Source organism: Tsukamurella soli (assembly GCF_039541155.1).
GTDB classification, from domain to species: domain Bacteria; phylum Actinomycetota; class Actinomycetes; order Mycobacteriales; family Mycobacteriaceae; genus Tsukamurella; species Tsukamurella soli.
Map to the genome: position 1 here is coordinate 58,033 of NZ_BAABFR010000006.1, position 24,677 is coordinate 82,709.

Sequence of the window (24,677 nt, forward strand, 5' to 3'; positions counted from 1 at the left end):
ACGGGGACCGCGCTCGCAGCGGCGCGCCGGATCTCACGCCGTTAGAAGAAGCCCACGCGCGGCAGCGGCGTGCCGTTCACCTCCAGGTCCCCGATCGCCCGCGCCTTGTACGGAGTCGGGTTGTGGGAGAACAACGTCCGTAGATTCCGCCAGTGCCGGTCGAGATGCGCGGACGCGCGTGTCGCAGACGCGCCGCCGACCGCGTACAGCTCGCCGGCCGCCTCGAGCGCGAGGTGCTCGATCCCGACCTTCGTCTTCGCGGCGAGGAGCGAGGCCTCGTGCTCGAGGTCCGGATCGGCGGCCCCGTGTTCGACGGCGTGGGCGGCGGCCAGGTCCTGGGCATCCGCGGCCGCGAGCACCGTCGCCTCGGCCACGAAGGCGGCCGCCGACAGCCGGCCGACCACCTCGAGCAGCTGCGGGTCCGCGGTCGGCCGGTCCGCGGCGGCGAAGGCGTACGTGCGGCGTCGGGTGCGCAGCTGCTCGGCGGCGTCTGCGGTCACGGAGCGCAGGATGCCGGCGGCGATCGCATGCAGTATCAGCTGTGGTTGGGCGGACCGCGGGCGAGCGTCGTCCTCCCAGTGCTCCCATGTGATCAGCTCGTCGGCGTCCACCCGCACGTCGTCCAGGATCGTCGTCCCGCTGCCGGTCTCGCGCTGCCCGATGCCGTCCCAGTCGTCGGCGTGGACGACGCCGGTGCGATCGGCCGGGATGAGGACGCTCACCGTCTTCCCGGCCGGGTCCGCCGCGACGATCCGGAGGTAGTCGGAGTACTGGCTGCCGGTGCTGTAGAACTTCCGGCCGCGCAGCACGTATCCGTCCGTCGTCGGGGTCACGGTGGTGTCGTAGGCGTAGCTACCCACGGCGTGGTTGCTCAACTCCGAACTGGCGCCGCCGAACAGTACGCCGTCGGTGATCTGCTCCAGCCAGGGGCGGCCGTTCTCCCGCTGCCGCAACCGGAGTCGATCCTCGACGAATCCCCAGTGCACCCGCAGGATGTGTGGCACATCCGGATCGGCCTCTGCCAAGCGGATCACCAGCTCGAACAGCTGGCGCTTGGAGTAGCCGGCGCCCCCCAGCGCGACCGGCACCCGCACCGCTCCGAGGCGGTGCCGTCGCACCAGCTCCAGTGCCACCTCGGGCCGGCCGCCGGTGTCACGGCGCGCCCGTGCGTCGGCGGCGATCGAGTCCAGGATCTCGCGTAGCTCCGCGGAGTCGAGGGCCGGCGGGTACACGGTCGGGGACTGGGTGGTGGACTCTGTCATCGCTGTCGTGCCTCTGCTCGGGTGTCGTGGATCGCCCTGGGGATGGAGTCGATCAGGGCGCGGGTGTAGTCGGTGCGGGGGTGGTCGAAGACCTCATCGACGGTGCCGGATTCCCGGACGTCGCCGAGTTGCAGGACCGTCACCGTGTCGGCGAACTGCCGCACCACGCTCAGATCGTGGGAGATGAAGAGGTAACTCAGGCCCAGCTTCACCTGCAGATCGGAGAGCACCTGCAGGATCTGGGCCGCCGCCACCACGTCCAGCGCCGAAGTCGGCTCGTCGAGCACCAGCAGGCTCGGGTGCAGGCTGAGGGCGCGGGCGATCGCCACCCGCTGTCGTTGGCCGCCGGACAGCTCCCGGATGCTGCGCCTCGAGAACGACTCGTCCAGGCCGACCAGCCCCAGTAGCTCGGCCACGCGGTCGCGGCGCTCGCGGCGGTCGCCGATCCGGTAGCGCCGCAGGGGCTCGGACACCAGACGCTGCACCGAGTACGTCGGATCGAGTGAGTTGAACGGGTTCTGGTATACGAGCTGGAGGTTGCGGCGCGCGGCGCGCAACTCGCGGCGCCCGAGGTGCGCGATGTCCTCGCCCGCCACCGACACCCGGCCCGAATCGGGTTCGATCAGGCGCAGGATGATCCGCGCCAGGGTGGACTTGCCCGACCCCGACTCGCCGACCAGCGCGTGGGTCCGGCCGGACTCGACGGACAGCGACACCCCCTTGAGCGCCTCGGCGCGCCGGTCGCCGCGCCCGTAGGTCTTGCGTACCTCGCTGACGGCCAGCGCGGGGGCGTTGCCGGCGCTTGCCCGCCGCCGCGCCTTGATCTCGGAGAATCTGTCGGGGTTCAGGCTCGGGACGTCCCCGATCAGCTCCCGGGTGTAGTCGGCGGCCGGGTGCCGCAGCACCTCCTCGGCGGGCCCGTACTCGGCGACGACACCCCGGTCCAGCACGAGTACCCGGTCCGCGCGCTCGGCGGCGAGGGACAGATCGTGTGTGACGAGCAGGACCGACAGACCGTTCTCCGCCTTGAGCCGGTCGATCAGGTCCAGGATCGTGCGCTGGATGGTGACGTCGAGTGCGGAGGTCGGCTCGTCGGCGACGATGAAGTCGGGGTACTGCGCTATGGCGATCGCGATGAGGACCCGCTGCAGCTGACCGCCGGACAGCTCGTGCGGGTACGAGCCCAGTACTCGTTCCGGGTGGACGACGCCCACCGAGGTGAGGAGCGCCAGCCCCCTGCTCCGGTAGGTGCCGGTCTGCGCATACTCTGGCAGCCCGGAGGTCTTGAAGGCCTCGTACAGCTGACGGTCGATGCGCCGCACCGGGTTCAGCGACGATGTCGGGTCCTGGGGGACGTATCCGATCCGCCGCCCGCGCAGCCGGCGGAACTCGCGCTCGGGCAGGCCGGACACCGTGTGGCCGTCGAACTCCACTGTCCCCTCGACGGTCGCGTGAGCGCCGAGCAACCTCAGGATCGCGTTCACCACCGTCGATTTCCCGGAGCCCGATTCGCCGACGATAGCGACGGTCTCGCCGCGCTCGACAGTGAAGGCGACGCCGCCGACGGTGGCCGTGCGTCCGCGGGGGTACGTGACCGCGAGGTCACGTACGGCGAGCAACGGCGCCGGCGCGACGCCGGCGTCGCCCGCGGCGTCGACCTCCTCGACTGTGGTGGTCATGTCACTTCCTCCTACCGATCGACTTGCTGAGTTGGTTGAGCGAGAGCACCGTCAGCACCATGACGGCGCCGGGCGCGGCTACGAGCCACGGGAAGCTGTAGAAGAACGCCTTGCCGTCCGCGACCTGCAGCCCCCAGTCCGAGGCGGGCGGCGGACTCCCGTAGCCGAGGAACGCCAGGCCGGAGATGTTGATGATCGCGATGCCGAACTGAAGCACCGCCAGCGCCAGGACCGGGCGGTAGGTGTTGGGCAGCACGTGTTGAAACAGGATCTGGATCTTGTTGCCGCCCACCAGGTATGCGGATTCGACGAAGGCGAGGGACTCGACTCGGAGCGTCTCCGACCGGCTCAGTCTCGCGAACACCGCCACCGACGACGCACCGACCGCGATCGCGGCGTTGGTGGTGGCGAAGCCGAGTGAGACGACCACGATCACGGCCAGCAGGAACGCGGGGATCGCGAGCAGGACGTCGATCAGGCGCCCCAGGGCCGCGTCGACGAGTTCGCCGAAGAAGCCCGCGATCAGGCCGATCAGGCTGCCGACCACCAGGCCGATCGCCACGGCCAGGAGCGAGGTGAGCACGGCGGCTCGGGTACCGTAGACGACGCGTGCGAAGACGTCCCGGCCGAGTTGGTCGGTGCCGAACAGGTGCGCCGTCGACGGGCCCTGGAACTGGTCGCGGGTGATCCCCACGTAAGGGCTCTGGTGGGTGAACAGACCCGGTGCGACCGCCCAGGCGACGACCACCAGGACGATCGACCCGGCCAGCAGGGTGTACACGTTCCGCGCGCGGAGTGCGTCGAGCCGGATCCGTGGGACGGCGGGCACCAGGCCGGCTCGGGTTCGGACGGTCATCGCGTCGCCGCCGTTCGTCGCAGGCGTGGGTCGAGCACCGGATAGATCAGATCGACGATCAGGTTGATCGCGAGGAAGATCAGCGCCGCGAGGGTCACGACCGCCTGCAGCACGGGGACGTCCTGATCGGTTGCGGCCGTCTCGATCACCGTGCCCAGGCCCGTCCGGCCGAACACGGCCTCGGTGATGATCGAGCCGCCGAGCAGGTCGCCGACGATGATCGCTGCGATCGTGAGGGTGGGCAGCGCTGCGTTGGGCAGCCAATGCCGCACGAACAGCGTGTTTCTACCGATGCCCTTAGCGATCGCTACCGTCGTGTACTGCTCGTACCGGGCGCCGTCCAGCGCGCTGATGAAGACCTGTGCGACCGGCGCGGAGACCGGTATCGCGAGGGTGACCGCGGGATAGATCAGCGCGCTCACTGCGCTGTAGTCGACGATCGAGAACCAGTGCAGCCGAAACGAGAACACGGCGATCACGAGCAGGCCGATGAGGAAGTTCGGCGCCGACAGGAACAGCGAGGGGAACGACCGCAGCAGTCCGCCGCCGTATCGCGCCGGCAGGTAGCACGCGCCGAGCGATATCGCGAACGCCAGCGCCAGCGCGATGACGAAGGCCGCCGCCGCCAGTTCGAGCGTGGACGGGAGGCCGGCCAGCACCACCGCCCAGACGGGACGCCCGGCATCGAGGGACAGCCCCCAGTCGGCGTGGAAGACCAGCCGCTGCAGCGCGTACCCCAGCTGCGACCACACCGGGCGGTTCAGGTGGTAGTAGGCGAGCAGGTCCTGGATCTGCTGCTCCGTGTAGCCGGCCTCGGGATTGCGCAGCCGGGCTTCGATGGGATCGCCGGGCAGGATGGTGACGATCACGAACACCAGGACGTAGACCAGCACCGCCGCGACGACGGCCTGGCCGATGCGGGACAGGACGTAGCGGCGACCGTACGACGTGCGGGCGCCGCCGGCGGACCGGGCGGCACGGATGCGGCGGGTGGCGAGGAGAGCGGTCATGGTCAGGCGTCCAGCCACGCGTCGTAGAGCTGGATGCGGGGGTATCCGTCGTAGCCGATCCCCTCGAGGTTCCCCGCGGCGGCGAAGTTCTGTGGGAATTCGTGGACCGGGATGAAATATGCGTTGTCGATGACGAACTCCTGTAGCTCGGCCGCCAGGGCGTATGCCTCCTGGTCTGTGCGGGCGCCGGTGATCTGCGTCAGCAGCTGGTCCATCCGGCCACCCGGCGGGGCGTCGAACTGGTTCTCCTGGCCGGTGTCCCACCATCGCCATAGGAAGGTGGGATAGGCAGCACCCCAGTGGATCTCGTACAGCGGCACGGGTGGCGTGAGGTTCGGTGCGGTCACCGTGTTGTAGTTGTCGTAGTCGACGTTCTCGAGCGTCAGCTTGACCCCGACCTGCTGCCACTGCTGGGCGATCAACGTGAGGTCGGACTTCGAGGTGGTGATGAACACGGACGGGTACTCGAGTAACTCCAGCGTCTCCCCGTCGCGGGTGCGATAGCCGTGCTTGTCGCGCCCCGTCCAGCCGGCCTCGTCGAGCAGCCGGTTCGCCAGATCGGGATCGTACGAGAACTTCTCGGAGAGGTCGACGCCCCACGGCGTCGCGCGGTTGAGCGGGCCCTGCGCCACCTTCCAGTTCGGGGGATACAGCGTGTCCACGATCTGCTGGCGGTCGACGGCCCGCGTGAGCGCCTGGCGGACCCTCAGATCGTCGACGTGCGGCGCGGTGATCCGGATGTGCAGCCCCCACACGCTGCCGGGCCCGAACGCGTCGATCACGGTGAACCCCTTCTTCGCCAGCCCCGCCTCGGCGCTCGGCTGCGGGTAGTGGATGATGTGCGCCTGGCCGGATTCGAGTGCGCCCACCCGCAATTCGTCCTCGGTCAGCTGCTGGACGGTGATCTTCTCCAGGTGCGCGGGGCCGGTGTGCTGCGCGTCGGGGCGCGGCCACGCGTAGTCCTCCCGACGCTTCAGGATCACCTCCTTGCTCGGTGTCCACGACGCCACCGTCCACGGGCCGGTGGCGTGCGTGTTGCTCAGATCGGACTGTTCGGCGAGTGGCAGGTCGATCGTGGCCGGCGCGAGGATGGCGGTGGTGGACGAGCCCGCAAGGTGACGGATGAACGCCGGGAACGGGTCCTTCAGGCTCACCTCGACCTCGTAGTCGCCGACGGGGACGGCCCGCTGATAGCCCTGCGGCAGGTTCGCGACGCGGGGGATCGCACGGGTGGTGTCGCCGAGCCCGAACAGGTCGAGGTTCTTGGCGACGGCCGCGGCGTCGAGCACCTCACCGTTGGAGAAGGTGACGCCCTTGCGGATGCCGATCGTGAACTTCGTGAAGTCGGAGTCGGCGGTGAACCCGGTCGCCAGGTGCGGCAGCAGCTCACTCTTCTCGTTGATGTAGAAGAGGTATTCGGTGAACAGTGCCCAGTACTGCAGCGCGTGCCAGGAGCCGATCTGCTGTTGCTGGTAACCGGGATTCACCATCGCGTTGAGGTAGACGATCTCGCCGCCCGCCCGCGGCACCGAGCCGGAGCCCGAGGACCGCGGGCGCGGCGAGCCGCCGCCGCACGCCGCCAACACGCCGGATCCCAGTGCCGCGGCACCGAGACCGAGGAAGGCGCGGCGGGTGAACTCATGGGTCATGAGCCGTGGAAGGGCTCGCCGGAGACCTGCTCGGACTCCCGGCCGTCGACGCCCCTGGGGACGTCGCCCTCGAGGGTGACGCGATACAGCACCCGGTCGTGCCCGAGGTGGCCGGCGTCGGAGATCGCGAGGTGCGCGGTCGCGCGGTTGTCCCAGAAGGCGACGCTGCCGGGGGCCCAACGGAACCGCACCGTGTACTCGGTGCGCGTAGCCTCCTCCCAGAGCAGCGCGAGGATGCGCTCGCTCTGCGTCTGGGTGAGGCCGCGGATCTCCCGTGCGCCGCGGGTGAAGCCGGGGCTGACGAACAGTGCGCGCTCTCCGGTCTCGGGGTGTACGCGCACCGCCGGGTGGTACGACACGAGATTCGCCTCGCGGACCTTGCGGTCGCGCTGGCTTCCGGCGGCCGCACGCGTGTGGAACCGATGCTTGATGTCGAGTCGGTCGACGAAGTCGCGCAGATCCTTGGGGAGGTTCTCGTAGGCGGCGACGAGATTGGTCCAGGCCGTGTCGCCGCCGAACGGCGGGAGGATGTGCGCCCGGAGGATCGACGCGGCGGGCGGGTTGATCAGCGCGGTGACGTCGGTGTGCCAGCTGCTGTCGTAGGAGGTCCGCTTGCGGCCCAGGTTGGTCTCGTAGCGTCGGCTGTCGATCGGCAGGATCTCCGGGAAGCCCTCTGGCGGGTTCTCCTCGTGCGGATGCGCCGGGGTGACCTTCCCGAAGAGGCGGGCGAACGCGATCTGTTCCGCGTGCCCGATCTCCTGGTCGCGAAAGAAGATCACCTTGTACCGGTGTAGCGCGTTGCGGATCGCGTCCACCGTGGCGGGATCGAGGGGGCCGCGGAGGTCCACCCCGCCGATCTCGGCGCCGATGTAGCCGGCGAGCGGTGTGACGCCCAGGTCCAGGCTGGTGGTTTCCTCGAGTTGGGTCATTGCAGGCTCCTGAAGGGATTGCGCGAGTTTCGATCCGGAGATACGCATCCCAGACCGGGAAGCGACGTCACTCAGAGTCGATCCCCGAGCCCACGCGAACAACCATGTTCTTCTACCGGAATCCTTCAGCGGTCCTTAATCGACGCCCGCGAACCGTGTATCGAGCCGGTGTTCCCTCTGGCGCCGGTATTTCACCCGCCCAGATTCCTGCCGCGGACGGAGAGAATCCGCAGCGTAGGGCGTATCTTTCGGGGCATCCCCGATCGCCGTCCGCGCGCCGCCCGTCGCTCGGTGGGACCATGTGTCCATGGTTGCGCAACGGCTGTTCGGTCGACGGTACGTCGACCAGATGCGTGACCGCAGCGCGATCTGTTGCAGCTGAGTCCCGCGAGCATCAGTCAGGCGTGGTCTCCGCGCATATCACCGATCGGCCGCACGCGTTCTCGCCTGCCGGCCGGCTGAGAGGTCCCGACATGTCCATCGACCACCATCCCGACGCCCGAGCGGGGCGCCGCCTCCGGGGGCGAGACTGATGCTGGACCTACGCCGCATGTCGCTCCTGTGCGACCTCGCCGAACTGGGTTCTGTGAGCGCCGTCGCGGAGCGCCGGGAAATCACCGGTTCTGCGGTATCACAACAGCTTCGAGTTCTCGAAGAGGAGGTCGGCGCGGTGCTCCTGCGCCGGGAGGGGCGCACCCTGGGACTGACCCCCAGCGGGCGGGTCATGGTCGAGCACGCCCGGCAGGTGCTGACGGCGATCGACGAGACCTTGAGCGCGGTCGCGGCGACCCGCGACCGGGTCGCCGGTCGCATCGCTGTCGCGTCGTTCAACATGGGCGTGCCGATCCTCGCGGTGCCGCTGATGCGGCGGCTGCGGATCGCGGAGCCGGGCATCCGGGTCGAGGTGCAGCAGGAGGAGAGTTCAGCCGCGCTCCGGCTGCTGCGCCGCGGTGAGGTCGACCTCGCGATCACCTGCAGCTACGACTTCCTCGGCCAGCAGTTCTTCGGCGGAATGACAAGCGAGACACTGCTGTCCGAACCGCTCGTCCTCATGGCCCCCGCGCACTGGCGCCAGCGCGTGCGGAGCGGCGGCCTACATGCGCTGGCGGATGCGCCCTGGGTCACGGGGCCGCCGGACAGTGGACTGGGCGTCGCGGTCACGCGGCTCGCCGACAGCGCGGGCTTCACGGCGCGGGTCGAGCATCGGCTGGTCGGCGCGCAGAACATCTGCGACGTCGCGGCGACCGAGGTCGCGGCGGCGGTCGTGCCGCTGCTCGCGGTTCCGGATCGGCTGGCGGGGTTGATAGTTCGCGACGTGGACCTCGGTGCGCGCAGGATCAGCGCCGTCATGCGCGACGGGCGGCGCGGCGACCCCACGATGGTCTCCGTCCTTCGGGTGCTGCGGGCGGTCGCTGCCGACGCGCTCGCCGTTCCCCCGGCCGGACGGTGGAGCGTCGCGTCATGAATACGCGTCGCGCGGATCAGTCCGAGCGCTCGCTGTCGCCCGTCTTCCTGCCGCTCGTGAAGGCGTAGACGACACCGTCGTCGGCGATCGTCACCACTTCACCGCCGGGCCCGATCGACACGCCGGACGTGGAGGTCACGTCGGGCGGCAGGTCGAACGAGCGCCGCGTGCCGCCGGTCGAGGTGTCGAACTCGATCAGCTGGGTCTTGCCGCCACCCCACGCCCGGACCACGGTGTATCCGAGGCCGCCGCGGACCTGCGCGGGGACGGACACCTCCATCACGTCCTTGCGGGTGAACAACACGCGCGCCGACGTGCCCTCGTCGCGCAGCGCCGTCAGCGGCGCACGGGAGTCCGCGCCGGCCGCCAGGACGATGGTGCCGTCGGGTGCCACCGACGGTGCCAGCTTCGTGGAGTAGCCGGTGTCGTACGTCCACTTGGTCCGGCCGGTCTGGGCGTCGACGGCGATCAGCTTGTCGTCACGACCGTTGACGTACAGTGTCTTCCCGTCCGCCGACAGAACGGGTGAGCCCCACGGATCGTCGGTCATGTCGGTGCGCTGCCACAGCGGCTGGATCGTGTTGAACCCGTTCACGACCCCGTAGCCGAACGCCACCAGGTTCCCGTGCGCGGCGCCGGGTGGCTTCACGACGACGTAGGCGCGCTGGGCCCCGTCGTCGACGGCCGGCGGGGCGGCGACCGGGCAGCCGGGCCCAGCGGTCGGGCAGTCGGCGATGCCGTCCGACGGGTCGGCGACGGTGAGGTTCGGGACCAGCCCGTACGACGGCCCGGTCGGGTTTCCGCTGTGCGCGTCGAGCACCAGCACCTGGCCGATGTGCGTGATCACCAGCAGCCGCCCGGGGCCCGCGAACTTCAGCCACAGCGGGTCGCCCGCGACGGGCCGGCGCCAGCGCATCTGGTTGGCCTGGTCGGGCGAGGTGACCAGGCCGGGGATGCCGACGTACGTGTAGTCGAACTGGTCGACCAGCGGGGTCTGCATCTCGGTCCCGTCCGCGTCGCGGCGGCAGTAGATCTTCCGGCCCACGGTGAGCTCGAGGTAGAAGGTCGAGCAGCCGTCCGGTGTCTTGGCGGTGAGAGCCACGTAGCCGCGGTTGGTGATCGACGCGGGCGCGTAGTTGGGCCCACCGGTCGGCCGGGTCCACGCGGCCACCAGGGTGGATGCGGCCGGGCGGTCGGCGTACGACGAGTTGCGGGCGTTGCCGCCCATCCCGGGCCAGGCCGCGCTGTCGCTCGACTCGACCCAATTCGTGTCGGGACTGCACGCTGCGGCGCCGAGCGTCGACAGCACGACCGCAGCCGCAGCTCCCGCCGCGCGGGTCCGCGACCACCGTCTCGCCACCATCAGCCTCCTTCGCCGGGCGTGCACCCGGCCACCGTCGGCGGCTGCGGGCAGCGCCCTAGAGACTAGCGTGCGAGGCTCGGCGACCGCGGCACCGCGGCGCGGCAGGGTCGCTGGACGCGGAGCTTGCGGAGCATCCGCTGAGCACCGGGCCGGATCTCGAGGAACGAGGGACACGGCCTACTCTGGTGCGTCATGACGAGCATGTGGAACTCGCCGTACCGGACCCGGTGGCGTCACGCCCAGCAGGCGGACGCGCAGGCGCGGTTCCTGACGGTGGCGTCTCTGCGCTGGGTGCTGCGGAACAAGGCCTACACCCCTTGGTACCTGGTGCGGTACGCGCGGCTCGCGAAGTTCCGCCTCGCCAACCCGCACATCGTGCTCAAGGGCATGGTGTTCCTCGGCAAGAACGTCGAGATCCACGCGACCCCCGGCCTGGGCCGGATGGAGATCGGCCGCTGGGTGCACATCGGCGACGAGAACAAGATCCGCTGCCACGAGGGCTCCCTGCGCATCGGCGACAAGTCGGTGTTCGGCCGCGACAACGTGGTCAACTGCTACCTCGACATCGAGTTCGGCGAGGCGGCGCTGGTGGCCGACTGGTGCTACATCTGCGACTTCGACCACAAGATGGACGACATCACCATCCCCATCAAGGACCAGGGGATCATCAAGGGCCCCGTGCGGATCGGTGGCGACACCTGGGTGGGCACCAAGGTCACGATCACCCGTAACACGATCGTCGGGCGCGGCAGCGTGCTCGGCGCGCACGCGGTGGCCCGCGGCGTGATCCCGCCCTACTCGATCGCCGTCGGCTCGCCCGCCAAGGTGATCAAGAACCGCAAGGAGATGTGGGACGCGAGCGTCGCCGAGCGCGCCGAACTCGAGCGCGCCCTCGCCGACATCGAGCGCAAGAAGGCCGGCGCCAAGGGGCTGCCGGCCACGTAGTCCGGTCGACGCGTGCAACGAGACGGCAAACGTAGGTCCTTCTCTTCACCCCCCGATAGCGTCCTCTATTCAGAGGTCGGCACGTGATGTCTCAGGATATCGGTGACACTCGAGTCGGTCAGCTCTTGGCCTGTTGCGCCGGTTGTGTCTGTACCCGGGTGTCGTCGGAGGCGGGGGTCTTTCGGCGGGGTGCGTAGGGGATGGCGGCGGCGATGATGATCGCGGCGGCGGCGAGTACGACGGTGAGGGCTCGGTCTCTGTCGGGGATGGTGAGTAGGAGCCAGCCGAAGGCGGCGGTGCCGAGCGATCCGCCGAGTTGGCGGGCGAAGGTGAGGGTTCCCATCGCGGCGCCGAAGCTGTCGTGGGGTGCGGTGGTTTGGGCGAGCAGCGTGTATGCCTGCATGGACAGCCCCAGGGCGGCACCGGCGAGTGCCATGCCGATGATGGCGAGCACGGTGGGCAGCGGGCTGGCGTGCGTAGGCAGCACGGGCACGGCGGCGATGAGCGATAGTCCGACGGTGCCCAGGACCAGTCCGAGTCGTCCCCAGACGGTCAGCTGGGGGTGGCGTCGGGCGAGGACGGCGAAGGTGGTGGTGACGGCGTGTTGGCCGAGCGTGAGTGCGAGTAGGAGCGTCCCGATCCGCCCTCCGTCAGCGCCGGTCCCGGCTTGGATGGCGAGGGGGATGAAGGTGAAGGTGCCGAACAGGGCGATGCCGGTCAGTCCGGTGACGGTGATCGACCTGGCCAGGGTGGGGACGGTGAAGAGGCTCGGCGGGATCAGCGGTGAGCGGGCGCGTCGCTCGGTGTGAACGAACGCGATGATCGCGGCGAGCACGCCGACGGCGATCAGGGGTGCCCATAGGGGGCTGGTCGCCAGAGCATGACTTGATCCGAGGGCCACGATCCCGCCCCCCACCATGGCGATGAGGATCGCGCCGAGGGTGTCGAAGGCGGCCAGCGCGCCGGTCTGGTGGCGGCGGGGCAGACCGCGAGCGGCCAGCACGAGCGCGACGATGCATACCGGCGGGTTGACGAGAAAGATCCATCGCCAGCCGGGTCCGGCGGCCAGTAACCCGCCCACGGGCGGCCCGGCTAGCGCCGATATCGCGGTCACGCTGGTCAGCCAGATCTGGCGGCGGATCAACTCGTCGCGGTCGAACATCTCGCCCAGCGCACTGATCGCGGTGACCACCAAGCCGCCACCACCGATGCCCTGCAACGCGCGAGCGGCGATCAGCGCCGGCATCGAGGGGGCAGACGCGCACGCGAGTGATCCGATGCCGAAAACCGCCAGCGAGAGCACGAACACGAACCGTCTGCCGAGCAGATCGCCGAGCTTAGCGTGGATCGGCGTGGAGACGGTGACGGTCAGCAGGTAGCCGGCGGTCACCCAGGCCACCGCCGCCGGTGCGCCCAGCTCCCGGCCGATGCTCGGCAGGGCCGCGACGACGATGTTGGTGTCGAGCTGCGCCATCAACATTCCCTGCAGGGCGGCGAGAAACGCGAGTTCCGTAGCGCGCCGGGAACGAGCGACCGGATCGGCGGGCGCAGGGCCACTCCGAGATGTATGCGTATCGCACATGATAATCTGTGCGTATCGCATACAGTTCGGGATCGGAGGATCGTGCCGTGACCGAAGAACACAGCCGCGAGGACTTGGCCGGGGCCGGCCCGGCGCTATTCCACGTCGTCCGCTTCTGGTCGCGACGGTGGATGATGCGTGCCGCCGACGAGACCATCGGCGATCAGAAGCGAATCCACGACATCGCGGTCCTCGACGCCGTGGACAGCGCCGCACGGGGCAGCGTTGAGGTCAGCATCGCCGACGTTGCCCACCAGCTCGGGCTAGACCACTCTGGCGCCAGCCGGTTCGTCACCGCCGCAATCGAGCGCGGCTACCTGCACCGCGGCACCTCGGCCACCGACAACCGCCGAGCCGTCCTGACCGTCACCGTCGCAGGCCGGCAAGTGCTGACCAACTCCCACGCCTGGCAAGAGGACGTCTACGCCCGGCTCGTCCAAGCATGGGACGCCGCCGACGCGACTCGCTTCGCCGACTACCTCCGCCGACTCGCCGCAGACCTGACCGACCCGACCGCTCGGGCAGGCCGGTTCGCGCAGGACCCGCCCGGCACACGGCAGGGCGGCGGTAGCTGATTCTGGGTCACAGAGTCATGACGTACCGGCCGACGGACACCTTCGGACCGCTGCCGCCACGTGACCGTGTGCTCGTCCTATGACCGACACCCCCCGGACTTCGAGTCACTCGTCCGCGAGGTTCTCCTGCCGTTCTACGGTCCCGAGGTCTTCGCGTCCTGACCCGGCTTCCCCGACTCGTCCGGTGACTCGAACCGTGGGTGACTCGAACCGTGGGAGTGCGACGACCTCCAGCCCGGAGATGTTCTCGAAGTCTCGCGCGTTGAACGTGTAGAGCGGTAGTTCGTTCGATATGCAGATCGCCGCGATGAGTGCATCGAAGGCGCGTGCGCCCTTCTTCTTGCCGGTCGCCCTGAGTGCAGCGGCGACGAGCCCGAACGTACGGGCCGCCGCCGCGTCGAAGGGGAGAGGATCTCCGTAGACCGACTCCGCGTTCTGCACCTGAAGCTGCCGTGCGGAGCGAGTCTCGTCGTCGGTGGCGACCAGGGGGCCGACGGTGAGCTCAGCCAGCGTGATCGTGGTGATGACCGACTCGTCGGGGAGGTCCGGTGTCGTGAGTTCGTCGAGGCGAAGCACGGTCGACGTGTCGAGCACCCCCTTCGGGTGGGTCACCAGGACTGGTCCACGACGGTATCGACGTCCGCGCGAAGCCGGTCGGGATCCACCTTCGGCAGCCGCTTCGCCGCACGTATCAACTGGTCGGCGGAGAGGCTCCGACGCCGCACCGGAGTCAGCTCCGCTACCGGCGTGCCGTCGCGCGTCACCGAGAGGGTCTCGCCGCGAGCCACGCGGTCCAGAACGCGTCCGCCGTTGTTGCGCAACTCGCGGATGTTCACTTCATCGAATGCCGACATGACTCAGTGTATCACCGGTGAGACCTGAGGGGTAGCCTCGGCGGTACGCTCAGTCGAGCGGATTGGTGGGGTCCCGCTCGGGGAGCGGGCGCTCGACGATGGCGGTGCGCCCCAACGGGTTCCGCGGGCGACGTTTGGCGGAGAGGTAGACCTGCGCGGTCTCCGTCGCCACTGCGGCCCAGGTCAGCTGCTCGACCTCGGTGCGCGCCGCGCGGGCCAGCCGGCGGGCGCGGTCCGGGTCGTCGAGGACTCCGCGGATCGCGCTGGTCAGGCCGCCGACGTCGGCGGGCTCGTACGACGCGCCGGTCTCGCCGGTGCGCACGAAGTCGGCCAGGCCGCCCGCGCTCGACGCGACGAGCGGGATCCCGGTCGCCGCACCCTCGAGGGCGACGATGCCGAAGGGCTCGTACCGGCTCGGGATCACCAGCGCGTCGGCGGCGTGCAGCTGCCGCACCAGGCCCTCGTGGTCGAGCGGGCCGACGAACCGCACCGCCCGCATCACCCGATGCTCGCGGGCGGTCGCGCGCAGCCACGCGGCCTGCGTGCCGTCGCCGGCCACCGTCAGCGTCGTACCCGGATGCGAGCGGCGCACCCGGGCCAGCGCGGCGATCGCGTCCTGCACGCCCTTCTCGTACTCCAGCCGCCCCACGAACAGCAGACGCGCCGGATCGCCGACGCTGCTCGCTGCGGTGGGCGACCGGTCGGCGTACGGCCACTGCGACGCGTCGATGCCGTTGGAGATCGTGTGCAGCTGCGCGAGCCCCGGACCGAAGAGTCGGGACACCTCGTCGGACATCGACCGCGAGCACGTGATCACCGCGTCCGCCTCGTTGGCCAGCCACCATTCGCACGAGTGCACCTGTCGGTTGATCGGCCCCGACACCCAGCCGCTGTGTCGTCCCGCCTCGGTCGCGTGGATCGTCGCGACCAGCGGCGCGTCGAATGTCTCCGCCAGCCCCACGGCGGCGTGCGCGGCGAGCCAGTCGTGGGCGTGCACCACGTCGGGCACCCACGGTCGGTGCACCGCGTGGTCTCCGTCGGCCCCGGACGCATCGAGGCCCCCGAGCCCCGTCAGCCGCAGCCCCGCGCGCAGCATCGAGTGCCCCATCGAGAGCACCCACGGCAGCATGTCGGTGCCGAAGTCCAGGTGCAGCGGGTCCTCCGCGGCGGCGATCACGCGTACCCCGTCGACGACGGTGTCGGTGGTCGGCCGGTTCCGTGGGTCGCTCCCGGTGGGCTGCCGCGACAGCACCACCACCTCGTGTCCCTGGGCGGTCAGCTCGAGCGCGAGGTGGTGTACGTGCCGGCCCAGCCCCCCGACCACGACGGGCGGGTACTCCCACGAGACCAGCAGGACCTTCACGCGATTCGACCTCCCGCGAGCGGGGTGTTCGGCCCGGGCAGTCGGCGGGCGTCGAGGTCGGGGAACGGTGCGTCGGCACGGCGCCACGCCGCGGACAGCTCCCGCGCCCGGTGCTCGTCACCCCGCTCGGCGGCGTCGGCGATCTCGCGCAGCGCGTGCGCGTGCTTGTAGGCGCGGTCGCGCGCGTAGCCGGCGGCCGTGTCCTTCGAGACCATGAACGGCCAGTCGCTCTGCAGCGTCAGCAGGGCCTCCGTCAGCACCTGGTCGGCCACCGGGTCGCGGCCGAACACCACCTCCGCCCGCTTGTCCAGCACCCGCAGCACGCTCGCCGTGATGTCCTCGTTGAGCTCGGTGAACTCGCGCACCTGCGGGCCCTCCCACACGCGCCAGTCCTTACCCGAGCCCCACGAGCTGGCCGCGATGTCCCGCGGTGCGCCCACGTACCCACGCTCGGCCGCCAGCCGCAGCGTCCCCACCTCGATGCCGGCCTCGGGTAGCGCCCGCAGCACCTGCTCGAGCCACGCCGGGCCCTCGTACCACCAGTGGCCGTACAGCTCGGTGTCGAACGCGGCCACGACCAGCGCATCCCGCCCGATCCGCGCGCTCTCCGACCGCAGCCGCGCGCGCACCGTCTCGACGAAGTCGGCGACGTGCTTCTCGACCGCGTTCGCCGCCCGCTCGGGGTCGTACGGGGCCTTCCCGTGGTCGGGTACCGTGCGGCCGGTCACGCGGCTGGACTTGAGACCGGTCGCGTGGTCGATCGCGTAGAAGTCGCGGTATGCGGCGTGGCCGGGATACCCCGACCTCGGTGACCACACGCGGTAACTCACCGCGAGGTCGCGGCCGAACGCGAGCACGGACGAGTCGCCGACCGGCCGCGCGAGCGCCGTGTCCCCGCCCAGCGTGGGGCCGTCGACCATGAAGTGCGTGACCCCGGCGGCCTGGTAGTCGGCCTCCATGCCGGGCTTGTAGGCGCACTCGGGGGCCCACAGCCCGCCCGGTTCGGACCCGAACCGCGACCGCCCGTACGCCAGCCCCTCCCGCAGCGCGAACTCGCGCAGACGGGGGTGCAGCAGGGGCTGGAACGGGTGTGCCAGCGGCCCACCCAGCAGTTCGACGGTGCCGGCATCGGCCAGCCCGCGCAGCACGGGGCTGCCGCCGTGTCGCCACCGCGACTCGAACAGCTCGAGCGCGTGCGCAGCGGCGCGGTGCTCGCGCGCCCCGAGCGGGGCGGTGCCGGGCCGCCCGGACAGCGCGGCCTCGTGCGCCCGCAGCTGCCAGTTGCCGAGCCAGTGGTGCATGGCGGCGAGGCAGTACGGGTCGTCCAGTTGCGCGGCGAGGACCGGCGTCACGCCCAGTGTCAGCTGGTCGGTGCGGCCCTCATCGGCGAGCCGACCCAGCATCTCCGCCACCGGTAGGTACGAGGCGGCCCACGACTGGTAGAGCCACTCCTCACCGACCGGCCACGCGCCGTGATGCGCGAGCCACGGCAGGTGGGAGTGCAGGACGAAGGCGAGCATCCCCGGCTCCCGGTCGGAGCCGGCGGTCACCGTCGTCGCGCGCGCGCCCACAGTCACGCCGACTCGGCCTTGCGAGCGAAGAAGAGGAGGTCGAGGCTGTCGGCGGCGTCGGCGCGGATGTCGAAGTCGGCGGCGGCCACCCCGGCGACGTCGCGGGACAGCTCGGCCGGCCACGGCTCGCCGGCCAGCGACCGCTCGATCTGCGCGTCGATGAAGCTGCCGCCGTGCCGCGCGTCCAGTTCGGCCAGCCGGGCCCCGTGGAACACTCCCCGCCGGTCCGTGACCTCGAGGCCGACGCCCGCGAGCAGCTCTGCCAGCTCGGCCGAGTCCAGCTCCCTGGTATGGAACGGGTTGAGCGGGGTGTCACGGCCGGGGGAGAAGGTGAGTCGATTGGGGGTCGAGATCGCCAGTTCGCCGCCCGGGCGCAGCACCCGCGCGACCTCGGCCAGGAACTGTGACTGATCCCACAGATGCTCGATCACCTGGAAGTTCACGACGGCGTCCACCGCCCCGTCCGGCACCGGCAGCTGCGCGAGGTTGCCGTGCAGCATGGTCACCGCGGGGTAGGCGGCGCGGACGTGCGCGACGGCCTGCTCGTCGTAGTCGAGGGCGGTGACGCGGGCGCCGGCGGCGGCCAGCATCGCCGCGCCGTAGCCCTCGCCGCTACCCGCCTCGAGCACGTCCTTCCCGGTGTATCGGGCGGTGATGGCCAGGTAGGCGACCTCGTGGCGCCGGAACCAGTAGTTCTCCTCCGGGATGCCGGGCACGGTCCGTTCGCCGGTGAGGGGCAGCGCGTCACACATTCTAGGCAGCCTATTCGTTTCGGAGTCGTCGGTCACAAGCCCTGGACAGCCTACTTCGCGGTAACTTACCGTGGAGTAAGTCGGCATGGCTCCGGGAGCCCCACGCGGGGACTCCAGGTCGTGGCTGTTCGCTGCGCCCCGGTGGTTTCCCCGGGCCCGGTCGGTGTGAGAATGTCGCTGGAGAGTATCCACAGATGCAGGAGGGTCGACGAAGACCAATGACCAATGTTGTCGTACTCATCAAGCAGGTCCCCGACACCGGGTCGGAGCGCAAGCTGAACGACGGTGACTTCCGCTTGGACCGGTCGATCGACCCCGTTCTCGACGAGATCAACGAGCGCGCCGTCGAAGAGGCACTCAAGATCAAAGAGGCGAACGGTGGCGAGGTCACGGTACTGACCGCCGGCCCGGCCTCCGCGACGGACGCCATCCGCAAGGCGCTGTCGATGGGCGCCGACAAGGCCGTCCACGTGCAGGACGATGCGATCGCGGGTTCCGACGCGGTGCAGACCGGCCTGCTGCTGACCTACGCGCTCGGCGCGATCGAGGGTGTCGACCTGGTGATCGCCGGTAACGAGGCCACCGACGGCCGCGTCGGCGCTGTCCCGGCCATCATCGCCGAGGCGCTCGGCCTGCCGCAGCTCACCCACCTGCGCAAGCTCACCCTCGACGGTGACACGGTGCGCGGCGAGCGCGAGACCGACGAGGGCATCTTCGAACTCGAGGCCACGCTGCCGGCGGTCGTATCGGTGAACGAGAAGATCAACGAGCCGCGGTTCCCGTCGTTCAAGGGCATCATGGCCGCGAAGAAGAAGGAGATCCGGGTGCTGTCCGTGGCGGACATCAACCTGGAGCCGACCGATGTGGGCGCGGCGAACGCGGGTACCAGCGTGACCGGGGTGACCCCGAAGCCGGCGAAGCAGGCGGGCGAGAAGGTCGTCGACGAGGGTGACGGCGGCACCAAGGTGGCGCAGTTCCTCATCACGCAGAAGATCATCTAAGACCCCTCGACCCCTGTAATCCCAAGGAGGATTTTCCGACAATGGCAGATGTATTGGTCCTCGTCGAGCAGGTCGACGGGACGCTGAAGAAGGTCACCGCCGAGCTGCTGACCGCCGCGAAGGTGCTCGGTGAGCCGGCGGCCGTCGTGGTCGCCGCCCCCGGCACCACCGACAAGATCGCCGAGCAGCTCGCGGCCGCCGGTGCGGCCAAGATCTACCGCGCCGAGTCAGCGGACGCCGACGCGTACCTGGTGACACCCAAGGTCGACGTGCTGCAGCAGCTGGTCGAGAGCCAGGGTGCCGCGGCCGTCGTCACCGCCGCCACCGCCGAGGGCAAGGAGGTGTCGGGCCGGCTCGCGTACAACCTGGGCTCGGGCCTGCTCGTCGACGTGATCGAGATCAAGCCCGGCGGCGCCGGCGTGCACTCGATCTTCGGTGGCGCGTTCACCGTCGACACCCAGGCCGGCGGCGACGTGCCCGTCTTCTCGCTGCGCCCCGGCGCGATCGAGGCCGACGGTGTGGCCGGCGCGGGTGAGATCGTCGACGTCGCCTTCCCGGAGGCTCGGGAGAACGCTGTGAAGATCACCTCGCGCCAGCCGATCGAGGGCGGCAGCCGCCCGGAGCTGACCGAGGCGTCGATCGTCGTCTCGGGCGGCCGGGGTGTCGGCTCGGCCGAGAAGTTCTCGGTCGTCGAGGCCCTCGCCGACTCGCTCGGCGCCGCCGTGGGTGCCTCGCGCGCCGCGGTCGACTCGGGCTACTACCCGGGCCAGTTCCAGGTCGGCCAGACCGGTAAGACGGTCTCGCCGCAGCTGTACGTCGCGCTGGGCATCTCCGGTGCCATCCAGCACCGCGCGGGTATGCAGACGTCGAAGACGATCGTCGCTGTGAACAAGGACGAGGAGGCGCCGATCTTCGAGATCGCCGACTACGGGATCGTGGGCGACCTGTTCGATGTCGCGCCGCAGCTGACCGAGGCGGTCAAGGCCCACAAGGGCTGATTCCCCAGCGATTTCAGGGAGTCGTCGACCACTCCGCCCGCTCCGCCGGGTGGTGATCACCGCACGCAGACGCTCGGCCGGGGATTCCCCGGCCGAGCGTTCTGCGTGGGCGCCCCTCGGCCGTGCCGACGGCCCCTACACCACTGCCCGGATGGCGACGCCGGAACGCCCGATCACGCCCATCGAGCGGCGCTTCCGGGCCATAGTGGAACCGTGAGCATCGAGGCCACGCGCGCACGACTGCGCCCCCCGCACAACGGTCAGCCGGTGATCTCCAGGCCGCGCCTCCTCGGCCTGGTCGGGGCGATGACGTCGCCCGTTCTGGTCATCGACGCGGAGGCGGGATACGGCAAGTCCACGGCCGCGGATCTGATCACCGCGGGGAGCCGGCGGGCATGGCTCGGCCTGGCGGTGACCGACCGAGACCCGCTGGTCTTCCTCGAGGACCTGGGCCGCGCCATGCAGATCCCGGTGAGCGTGCCGGTCGGCGATCTGCCCGTCGACGCGGGGCGCGCGACGGCGATCGGATGGCCACGGTTGCTGGACGGGTTCCTGGACATGTTCGAGGAACTCGCGAACCCGCCCGAGTATCTGATCCTCGACGACTACCACCTGATCGAGGGATCGCCGGTGGACGCGGTGGTCGGTCAGCTCATCGAGCATCGCCCTCCCGACCTCCAGATCATCGTCGTCACGCGCCTGCACTTGCGGGCGAGGACCTGGACGCTGCAGCGCGCCTACGGCGAGCTACGCACCGTGGGTCGGGTCGCGCTGGCATTCGACCCCGCCGAGGTGACCGACTACTTCCGGCAGGAGTTCTCGATCCTGCTGACGCCGGTGCAGGCGCACCGCCTCATCGACGAGACCGAGGGGTGGCCGATCGCCCTGTCTCTGCTCGGTCAGCACCTGCGGGATCACGATCTGTCCATCGATGCCCTGATCGGCGAGATGCCCGATTCGCGCGACGAGATCTTCATGTATCTGGGCGATCAGTTCTTCCGCAACCAGCCGGACCACATCCGCCGCTTCCTGCTGGCGATCTGTGGCCTGGAGGTTCTCGAAGCCGACGTCTGCGGCGCCGTCGTGGACTGCGCCCCCGAGGTCGCCGCTGCGCTGCTGCTCGAGCTCGAGTACCGGGGCCTGTTCTGTACCCGGGAGGACGGGATCACCTACCGTCTGCACCAGTTGTTCCGCGAGTATCTGTACACGCAGCTGGACGACGACGCTCGGCGGATGTTCGCGGTGCGGGCGGCCGCGCACTTCCGGCGGACCGGCCGGCCGGAGCTCGCGGCGCTCCATGCCGCACGGGCTGGACTGTTCGAGCGGGCCGCCGCCGACGTCGACGCCGCGCATCGCAGGCTGCTGGAGGCAGGCCAGCACGTCACCCTGCTCGCCATCTCCGACTCGCTGGGGGAGGAGGCCCTCGACGCGCACCCCATGCTGCGCGTCGCGCGGAGCCACGCGCTGCGGATGGCCTGTCAGTATCACGCCGCATTGCGGGAGGCGGAGCGAGCCCGTGCGCTGCTCGTCGCGGGAAGCGGCGGCGACGCCCGATCCGCGCCGGCGTTGGCGGCCATCGCTCAGGTCCATCTCGACACCGTCGAACCGCGCCTGGCGCGGCCGGCGCTCGAGCGGATCGGCCGCCATGCGGAGCTGCTCACCGAGGATGCGCGCCGGCAGTGGCGTGTGATGGTCGCCGAGAACCTCGTCAACGCCGGCGAGTACGTCTCCCGCGAGGCCGGTCGCCCGCTCGATGAACTGGCGGACCTCGACCCCGGCCCGGACCTCGACAACGTTCTGGTGCGGTCGGTCATCCGGCGTGGTGAGCTGCACCGTGGTCGCGCCATCCTGGAGGTGGGCCGCCACGCGACCGAGGCGAAGGCCCCGAGGGCACACCGGGAGCAGGACGCCCTGCTGGCGTGGATCAACGGGCTGCTGGGCTACGGCGAGGAGGCCGAGCGGCATGCGCGGCTCGGGATCCGCCTGGGCGCGGATCTGCACTCTCCGATCATCACCTGCGTCTGTCAGGGTCGACTGGGGCTCGCACAGCTGTGCCGTTCCCCGCAGGAGCCGGCTGCGGCGGTCGAGAGCTTCCGGGCCGCCTTGGCGACCGCCGAGCAGATCGACCTACCGCGGTTCCGGGCCGAACCCCTGATCGGACTCACGGTGAGCGCGCACCGCTGTGGTGACGACGCCGAGACCATGCGCTATGCACACCAGGCGCTGGAAGTGCTGGATGCGGCCGGTGACGCGTATCTGTACTCGATGGCCACGCTGGCCGCCGGCGTCGCGCTGGCCGAGCAGGGCAACCCGCGTGCGTCCGCGTGGCTGACCGATGCTCGCAGCCGGGCGGCTGCCTGCGGCGACGCCTATCTCCCGCTGTTGGCAGACCAGTGGCTGGGGGTTCTCGCTCTGCGGACGCGGCAGCAGGATGCGTTCGCGCGGCACGCGAGCGCCGCACTCAACGCCACATCCAGGCTCTCGCTCGACGAGCTCTGGGTGAACTCCCCCTGGCTCGGTGTCACCTCGGCCGCGGAGCGGGCGGCCTGGCTGGCCGCCGCGAGCCGGTTGCCCGGCGTGGGGGAGTACGCCGGCTACCTCGGGGCGCGGATCGCTGGGCGGGGAGGCGAGAAACCGCCCGTGTCGCTCGGTCGATCCACCCCCGCCCTCCGCATCCGGACGCTGGGGCGGTTCGCCGTCCTCCGCGACGGCGAGGAGATCCCGGCCCGCGCATGGACCCGGCGGAAGGCGATGCAGATCCTGTGGCTGCTCGTCACCAGCGATCGCCACTCGCTGCGCCGCGAGGAGATCATCGACCGCCTCTGGGACGACGTCAACGACTCGGTGCTGCGCCAGTTCCGGGTGTGTCTACACGCCCTGCACACGGCACTCGAGCCGCATCGGTCCAGCCGTGAGGCCACTCGCTTCGTGCGGACCGAGGACAACCGGTTGTGGCTCGATCCCACAACGGTCGAGGTCGACGTCGACGAGTTCCGCCGGCTGGCGCGCGTGGATATGGAGCGACCGGGCGATGCCGAATTGACCGCGATGCTGGCCGCACTCGACCTCTACGACGGCCCCTTCCTCGCCGACGCGCCGTACTTCGATCCGGCCGCGGCGACCCGCGACGCGCTGTCCGGGACGTATCGCGATCTCGCCGTGGCCGCCACGCGAGCGCTCTGCGAGCGCGGCCAGTACCTGCGCGCTGCATCGATCGGGCGGCGCGGGATCGAGCGCGATCCCTACTGCGAGGAGATCTACCGCTCGGTGGCCGCTGCGTATCTCGCGGCCGGCGACACCGCCGCCGCCGCACGGATCCGGGAGTCGTGCCGGACGAAGATGTACGACGATCTGGGCATCTCGATCGACTGGGACCAGGCCGAGTCCGGTCGGCGATCGGCTGCTGTAACGCGGCTGTAACCGGCGTCCATAACGTGAGTCGCATCACAGCGTCGGTGTCGCCGCTGGAGTCGTATGTCAGGAGTGCTTGGCAGTGTCGTTCATCCAAATCCTGTCCCTCGTGTTCCTTCTCGTGGTGCTTGTGCTCGCCATCTGGCAGCGGCTCAACATCGGAATGCTCGCGCTGGCTGCGGCGCTGCCGATACTGGCGTTGTCCGGCGGCAGCGTCGACAAGATGTACGACGCGTTCCCGGGAAGCCTGTTCGTCCTCATCGCCGGGGTGTCCATACTGTTCGCCCACGTGGAGCGCAGCGGCGCCCTGTCCGTGGTGGTGCGGACGACCTATTCCGTCGTAGGCGAACGACGGTGGCTGTTGCCCTGGGCGAGCTTCGTGCTCGCTGCCGCCATGTCGACCGCCGGGGCGTTCTCCACGGCGCCGATCGCGTTCCTGGTGCCGATGATCGCCTACGTCAGCGTCGGCTACCGGCCCATCTTCTACGCGTGCGAGCTCGCCGTCGTGATCGGTGCCAACAGTGCCGGTCTGTCGCCGCTGAACCCGACCGGTGCACTGGTCCATACCATCGCTGAGAAGTATCACGTCGTGTACTCGGGATGGGCCCTGTGGGCGGTGTCGATGGTGGTAGCCGTCATCGCAGTCCTCGTCCTCCAGATGATCAGCACGGTGATGATGAAGCGTGATCCCGGCTACATCGTCACGCCGGCGCCGGCCAAGCAGAGCCACGACCCCGACGAGGGCAAGAACCGCGTGTACATGTGGTGCTCGGGCGTGGCCCTGATCGCCTTCATCGTCCTGGTGGTGTTCGCGAAGACCGACGTGGGCCTGACCGCTATGGCGATGGCGGTGCTGCTGCAGGTCTTCTTCCGGCCGAACGAGAAGACCATCCTGTCGCGGATCCCCTGGGCCAGCATCCTGCTGCTGTGCGGCCTGCTGACCTACCTCGGACTGCTGCAGCAGATCGGAACGATGACCTCGATTCAGAAGGGGCTGAATCACCTCGGGACCGGGCTGCTGCTCATCCTGGTGCTCTGCTACATGACGGCACTGCTGTGCAACATCGAGAGTTCCACCCTCGGTGTCATCGGGTTGATGATGCCGCTGGCCTTCGCGAGCTACGGCACGTCGCCGCAGGTCTTCTGGATCGTTGCGGCGATCTGTGTCCCCGCCGCTCTGATGGTGATGAACCCGATCCACGTCGCCGGCGTATTGATCATCGGAAACAGTGCGATAGAGGATCAGGACCGGCTGTTCCGTCGATTACTGGCTACCGCGGTGTCGCTCGCCGTGGTGGTGCCGGGCCTGATGGCCCTGATACCGATAGCGCTCATCTGACTCCCGGATATTCAACGAAATCGTAACGAACCGAATGTAACTGGCGTGGAACGCAAGCAACTTAGCGTCGTGC

The 24,677-nt window shown here is 69.9% G+C and carries 20 protein-coding genes; 7 read left to right on the forward strand and 13 right to left on the reverse strand.

Annotated features, from left to right (window positions below; translation table 11 throughout):
• Positions 1-41 precede the first annotated feature (41 nt).
• From ABD908_RS03290 to ABD908_RS03315, 6 genes are read right to left on the reverse strand one after another with little or no spacing between them, the layout of a single operon-like run.
• Positions 42-1,262: an acyl-CoA dehydrogenase family protein gene (locus ABD908_RS03290; RefSeq protein WP_344990795.1), complete on the reverse strand. Its 1,221-nt coding sequence runs from the start codon at positions 1,260-1,262 to the stop codon at positions 42-44.
• On the reverse strand, positions 1,259-2,941 hold the full coding sequence (locus tag ABD908_RS03295) for an ABC transporter ATP-binding protein (RefSeq protein ID WP_344990798.1): 1,683 nt from the start codon (positions 2,939-2,941) through the stop codon (positions 1,259-1,261). Before ABD908_RS03295 ends, ABD908_RS03290 begins: the two co-directional genes overlap by 4 nt.
• A 1-nt stretch (position 2,942) precedes the next feature.
• Positions 2,943-3,797, reverse strand: a complete 855-nt coding sequence (locus tag ABD908_RS03300; protein ID WP_344990801.1) for an ABC transporter permease — start codon at positions 3,795-3,797, stop codon at positions 2,943-2,945.
• On the reverse strand, positions 3,794-4,807 hold the full coding sequence (locus tag ABD908_RS03305) for an ABC transporter permease (RefSeq protein ID WP_344990804.1): 1,014 nt from the start codon (positions 4,805-4,807) through the stop codon (positions 3,794-3,796). The genes ABD908_RS03300 and ABD908_RS03305 overlap by 4 nt, the downstream gene beginning before the upstream one ends.
• 2 nt (positions 4,808-4,809) lie before the next feature.
• Positions 4,810-6,456, reverse strand: a complete 1,647-nt coding sequence (locus ABD908_RS03310; RefSeq protein ID WP_344990807.1) for an ABC transporter substrate-binding protein — start codon at positions 6,454-6,456, stop codon at positions 4,810-4,812.
• A complete protein-coding gene (locus ABD908_RS03315) occupies positions 6,453-7,385 on the reverse strand; it encodes a TauD/TfdA dioxygenase family protein (RefSeq protein WP_344990810.1) in 933 nt (310 codons plus the stop codon). Before ABD908_RS03315 ends, ABD908_RS03310 begins: the two co-directional genes overlap by 4 nt.
• Positions 7,386-7,917: 532 nt before the next feature.
• Here ABD908_RS03315 and ABD908_RS03320 point away from each other — a divergent pair.
• Entirely contained in the window at positions 7,918-8,850 is a 933-nt protein-coding gene (locus ABD908_RS03320; RefSeq protein ID WP_344990813.1) for a LysR family transcriptional regulator, read from the forward strand.
• A gap of 16 nt (positions 8,851-8,866) precedes the next feature.
• Here the strand turns inward: ABD908_RS03320 and ABD908_RS03325 are convergent, their stop codons facing one another.
• Positions 8,867-10,213 carry an outer membrane protein assembly factor BamB family protein gene (locus tag ABD908_RS03325; RefSeq protein ID WP_344990815.1) on the reverse strand — a complete coding sequence of 449 codons (1,347 nt, stop codon included), beginning with the start codon at positions 10,211-10,213 and terminating at the stop codon, positions 8,867-8,869.
• A 192-nt stretch (positions 10,214-10,405) separates the two neighbouring features.
• Here ABD908_RS03325 and ABD908_RS03330 point away from each other — a divergent pair, with 192 nt between their 5' ends.
• Positions 10,406-11,158 carry an acyltransferase gene (locus tag ABD908_RS03330; RefSeq protein WP_344990818.1) on the forward strand — a complete coding sequence of 251 codons (753 nt, stop codon included), beginning with the start codon at positions 10,406-10,408 and terminating at the stop codon, positions 11,156-11,158.
• A gap of 118 nt (positions 11,159-11,276) precedes the next feature.
• On the opposite strand, the gene ABD908_RS03335 is transcribed toward ABD908_RS03330, so the two are convergent.
• Positions 11,277-12,632: an MFS transporter gene (locus ABD908_RS03335; protein WP_344990822.1), complete on the reverse strand. Its 1,356-nt coding sequence runs from the start codon at positions 12,630-12,632 to the stop codon at positions 11,277-11,279.
• A gap of 155 nt (positions 12,633-12,787) precedes the next feature.
• On the opposite strand from ABD908_RS03335, the gene ABD908_RS03340 reads away from it, so the two are divergent.
• Positions 12,788-13,315, forward strand: coding sequence for a MarR family winged helix-turn-helix transcriptional regulator (locus ABD908_RS03340; protein WP_344990824.1), 528 nt, complete (start codon positions 12,788-12,790; stop codon positions 13,313-13,315).
• A gap of 105 nt (positions 13,316-13,420) precedes the next feature.
• On the opposite strand, the gene ABD908_RS03345 is transcribed toward ABD908_RS03340, so the two are convergent.
• From ABD908_RS03345 to ABD908_RS03365, 5 genes are read right to left on the reverse strand one after another with little or no spacing between them, the layout of a single operon-like run.
• Positions 13,421-13,927 carry a type II toxin-antitoxin system VapC family toxin gene (locus ABD908_RS03345; protein WP_344990826.1) on the reverse strand — a complete coding sequence of 169 codons (507 nt, stop codon included), beginning with the start codon at positions 13,925-13,927 and terminating at the stop codon, positions 13,421-13,423.
• Complete coding sequence (locus ABD908_RS03350) at positions 13,924-14,169, reverse strand: type II toxin-antitoxin system Phd/YefM family antitoxin (RefSeq protein WP_344990829.1); 246 nt, start codon at positions 14,167-14,169, stop codon at positions 13,924-13,926. Before ABD908_RS03350 ends, ABD908_RS03345 begins: the two co-directional genes overlap by 4 nt.
• A 49-nt stretch (positions 14,170-14,218) precedes the next feature.
• Positions 14,219-15,532 (reverse strand): glycosyltransferase family 4 protein, encoded by a 1,314-nt coding sequence (locus ABD908_RS03355; RefSeq protein WP_344990832.1) that lies wholly within the window; start codon positions 15,530-15,532, stop codon positions 14,219-14,221.
• Positions 15,529-17,052: a 1,4-alpha-glucan branching protein domain-containing protein gene (locus ABD908_RS03360; protein ID WP_344990883.1), complete on the reverse strand. Its 1,524-nt coding sequence runs from the start codon at positions 17,050-17,052 to the stop codon at positions 15,529-15,531. The genes ABD908_RS03355 and ABD908_RS03360 overlap by 4 nt, the downstream gene beginning before the upstream one ends.
• Positions 17,053-17,105: 53 nt before the next feature.
• A complete protein-coding gene (locus tag ABD908_RS03365) occupies positions 17,106-17,855 on the reverse strand; it encodes a class I SAM-dependent methyltransferase (protein WP_344990834.1) in 750 nt (249 codons plus the stop codon).
• Positions 17,856-18,073: 218 nt separating this feature from the next.
• On the opposite strand from ABD908_RS03365, the gene ABD908_RS03370 reads away from it, so the two are divergent.
• The 4 genes from ABD908_RS03370 (at position 18,074) to ABD908_RS03385 (ending at position 24,604) form a co-directional block, all read left to right on the forward strand.
• Positions 18,074-18,856, forward strand: coding sequence for an electron transfer flavoprotein subunit beta/FixA family protein (locus tag ABD908_RS03370; protein ID WP_344990837.1), 783 nt, complete (start codon positions 18,074-18,076; stop codon positions 18,854-18,856).
• Positions 18,857-18,897: 41 nt separating this feature from the next.
• On the forward strand, positions 18,898-19,854 hold the full coding sequence (locus ABD908_RS03375; RefSeq protein WP_344990840.1) for an electron transfer flavoprotein subunit alpha/FixB family protein: 957 nt from the start codon (positions 18,898-18,900) through the stop codon (positions 19,852-19,854).
• A gap of 213 nt (positions 19,855-20,067) precedes the next feature.
• The gene (locus ABD908_RS03380; RefSeq protein WP_344990843.1) at positions 20,068-23,274 is read left to right on the forward strand and encodes an AfsR/SARP family transcriptional regulator; all 3,207 of its coding nucleotides are present in this window, start codon (positions 20,068-20,070) and stop codon (positions 23,272-23,274) included.
• Between the two features lie 73 nt (positions 23,275-23,347).
• Positions 23,348-24,604: an SLC13 family permease gene (locus tag ABD908_RS03385; RefSeq protein ID WP_344990846.1), complete on the forward strand. Its 1,257-nt coding sequence runs from the start codon at positions 23,348-23,350 to the stop codon at positions 24,602-24,604.
• The last annotated feature ends 73 nt before the right edge of the window (positions 24,605-24,677 follow it).

What these genes read in the sequence shown, in the direction of transcription:
- ABD908_RS03290 (WP_344990795.1), bottom strand. Translation starts at nt 1,262, where the DNA reads ATGACAGAGTCCACCACCCAGTCCCCGACCGTGTACCCGCCGGCCCTC.
- ABD908_RS03315 (WP_344990810.1), bottom strand. Translation starts at nt 7,385, where the DNA reads ATGACCCAACTCGAGGAAACCACCAGCCTGGACCTGGGCGTCACACCG.
- ABD908_RS03325 (WP_344990815.1), bottom strand. Translation starts at nt 10,213, where the DNA reads ATGGTGGCGAGACGGTGGTCGCGGACCCGCGCGGCGGGAGCTGCGGCT.
- ABD908_RS03310 (WP_344990807.1), bottom strand. Translation starts at nt 6,456, where the DNA reads ATGACCCATGAGTTCACCCGCCGCGCCTTCCTCGGTCTCGGTGCCGCG.
- ABD908_RS03370 (WP_344990837.1), top strand. Translation starts at nt 18,074, where the DNA reads ATGACCAATGTTGTCGTACTCATCAAGCAGGTCCCCGACACCGGGTCG.
- ABD908_RS03330 (WP_344990818.1), top strand. Translation starts at nt 10,406, where the DNA reads ATGACGAGCATGTGGAACTCGCCGTACCGGACCCGGTGGCGTCACGCC.
- ABD908_RS03305 (WP_344990804.1), bottom strand. Translation starts at nt 4,807, where the DNA reads ATGACCGCTCTCCTCGCCACCCGCCGCATCCGTGCCGCCCGGTCCGCC.
- ABD908_RS03360 (WP_344990883.1), bottom strand. Translation starts at nt 17,052, where the DNA reads ATGCTCGCCTTCGTCCTGCACTCCCACCTGCCGTGGCTCGCGCATCAC.
- ABD908_RS03335 (WP_344990822.1), bottom strand. Translation starts at nt 12,632, where the DNA reads ATGGCGCAGCTCGACACCAACATCGTCGTCGCGGCCCTGCCGAGCATC.
- ABD908_RS03300 (WP_344990801.1), bottom strand. Translation starts at nt 3,797, where the DNA reads ATGACCGTCCGAACCCGAGCCGGCCTGGTGCCCGCCGTCCCACGGATC.
- ABD908_RS03320 (WP_344990813.1), top strand. Translation starts at nt 7,918, where the DNA reads ATGCTGGACCTACGCCGCATGTCGCTCCTGTGCGACCTCGCCGAACTG.
- ABD908_RS03295 (WP_344990798.1), bottom strand. Translation starts at nt 2,941, where the DNA reads ATGACCACCACAGTCGAGGAGGTCGACGCCGCGGGCGACGCCGGCGTC.
- ABD908_RS03375 (WP_344990840.1), top strand. Translation starts at nt 18,898, where the DNA reads ATGGCAGATGTATTGGTCCTCGTCGAGCAGGTCGACGGGACGCTGAAG.
- ABD908_RS03350 (WP_344990829.1), bottom strand. Translation starts at nt 14,169, where the DNA reads ATGTCGGCATTCGATGAAGTGAACATCCGCGAGTTGCGCAACAACGGC.
- ABD908_RS03365 (WP_344990834.1), bottom strand. Translation starts at nt 17,855, where the DNA reads ATGTGTGACGCGCTGCCCCTCACCGGCGAACGGACCGTGCCCGGCATC.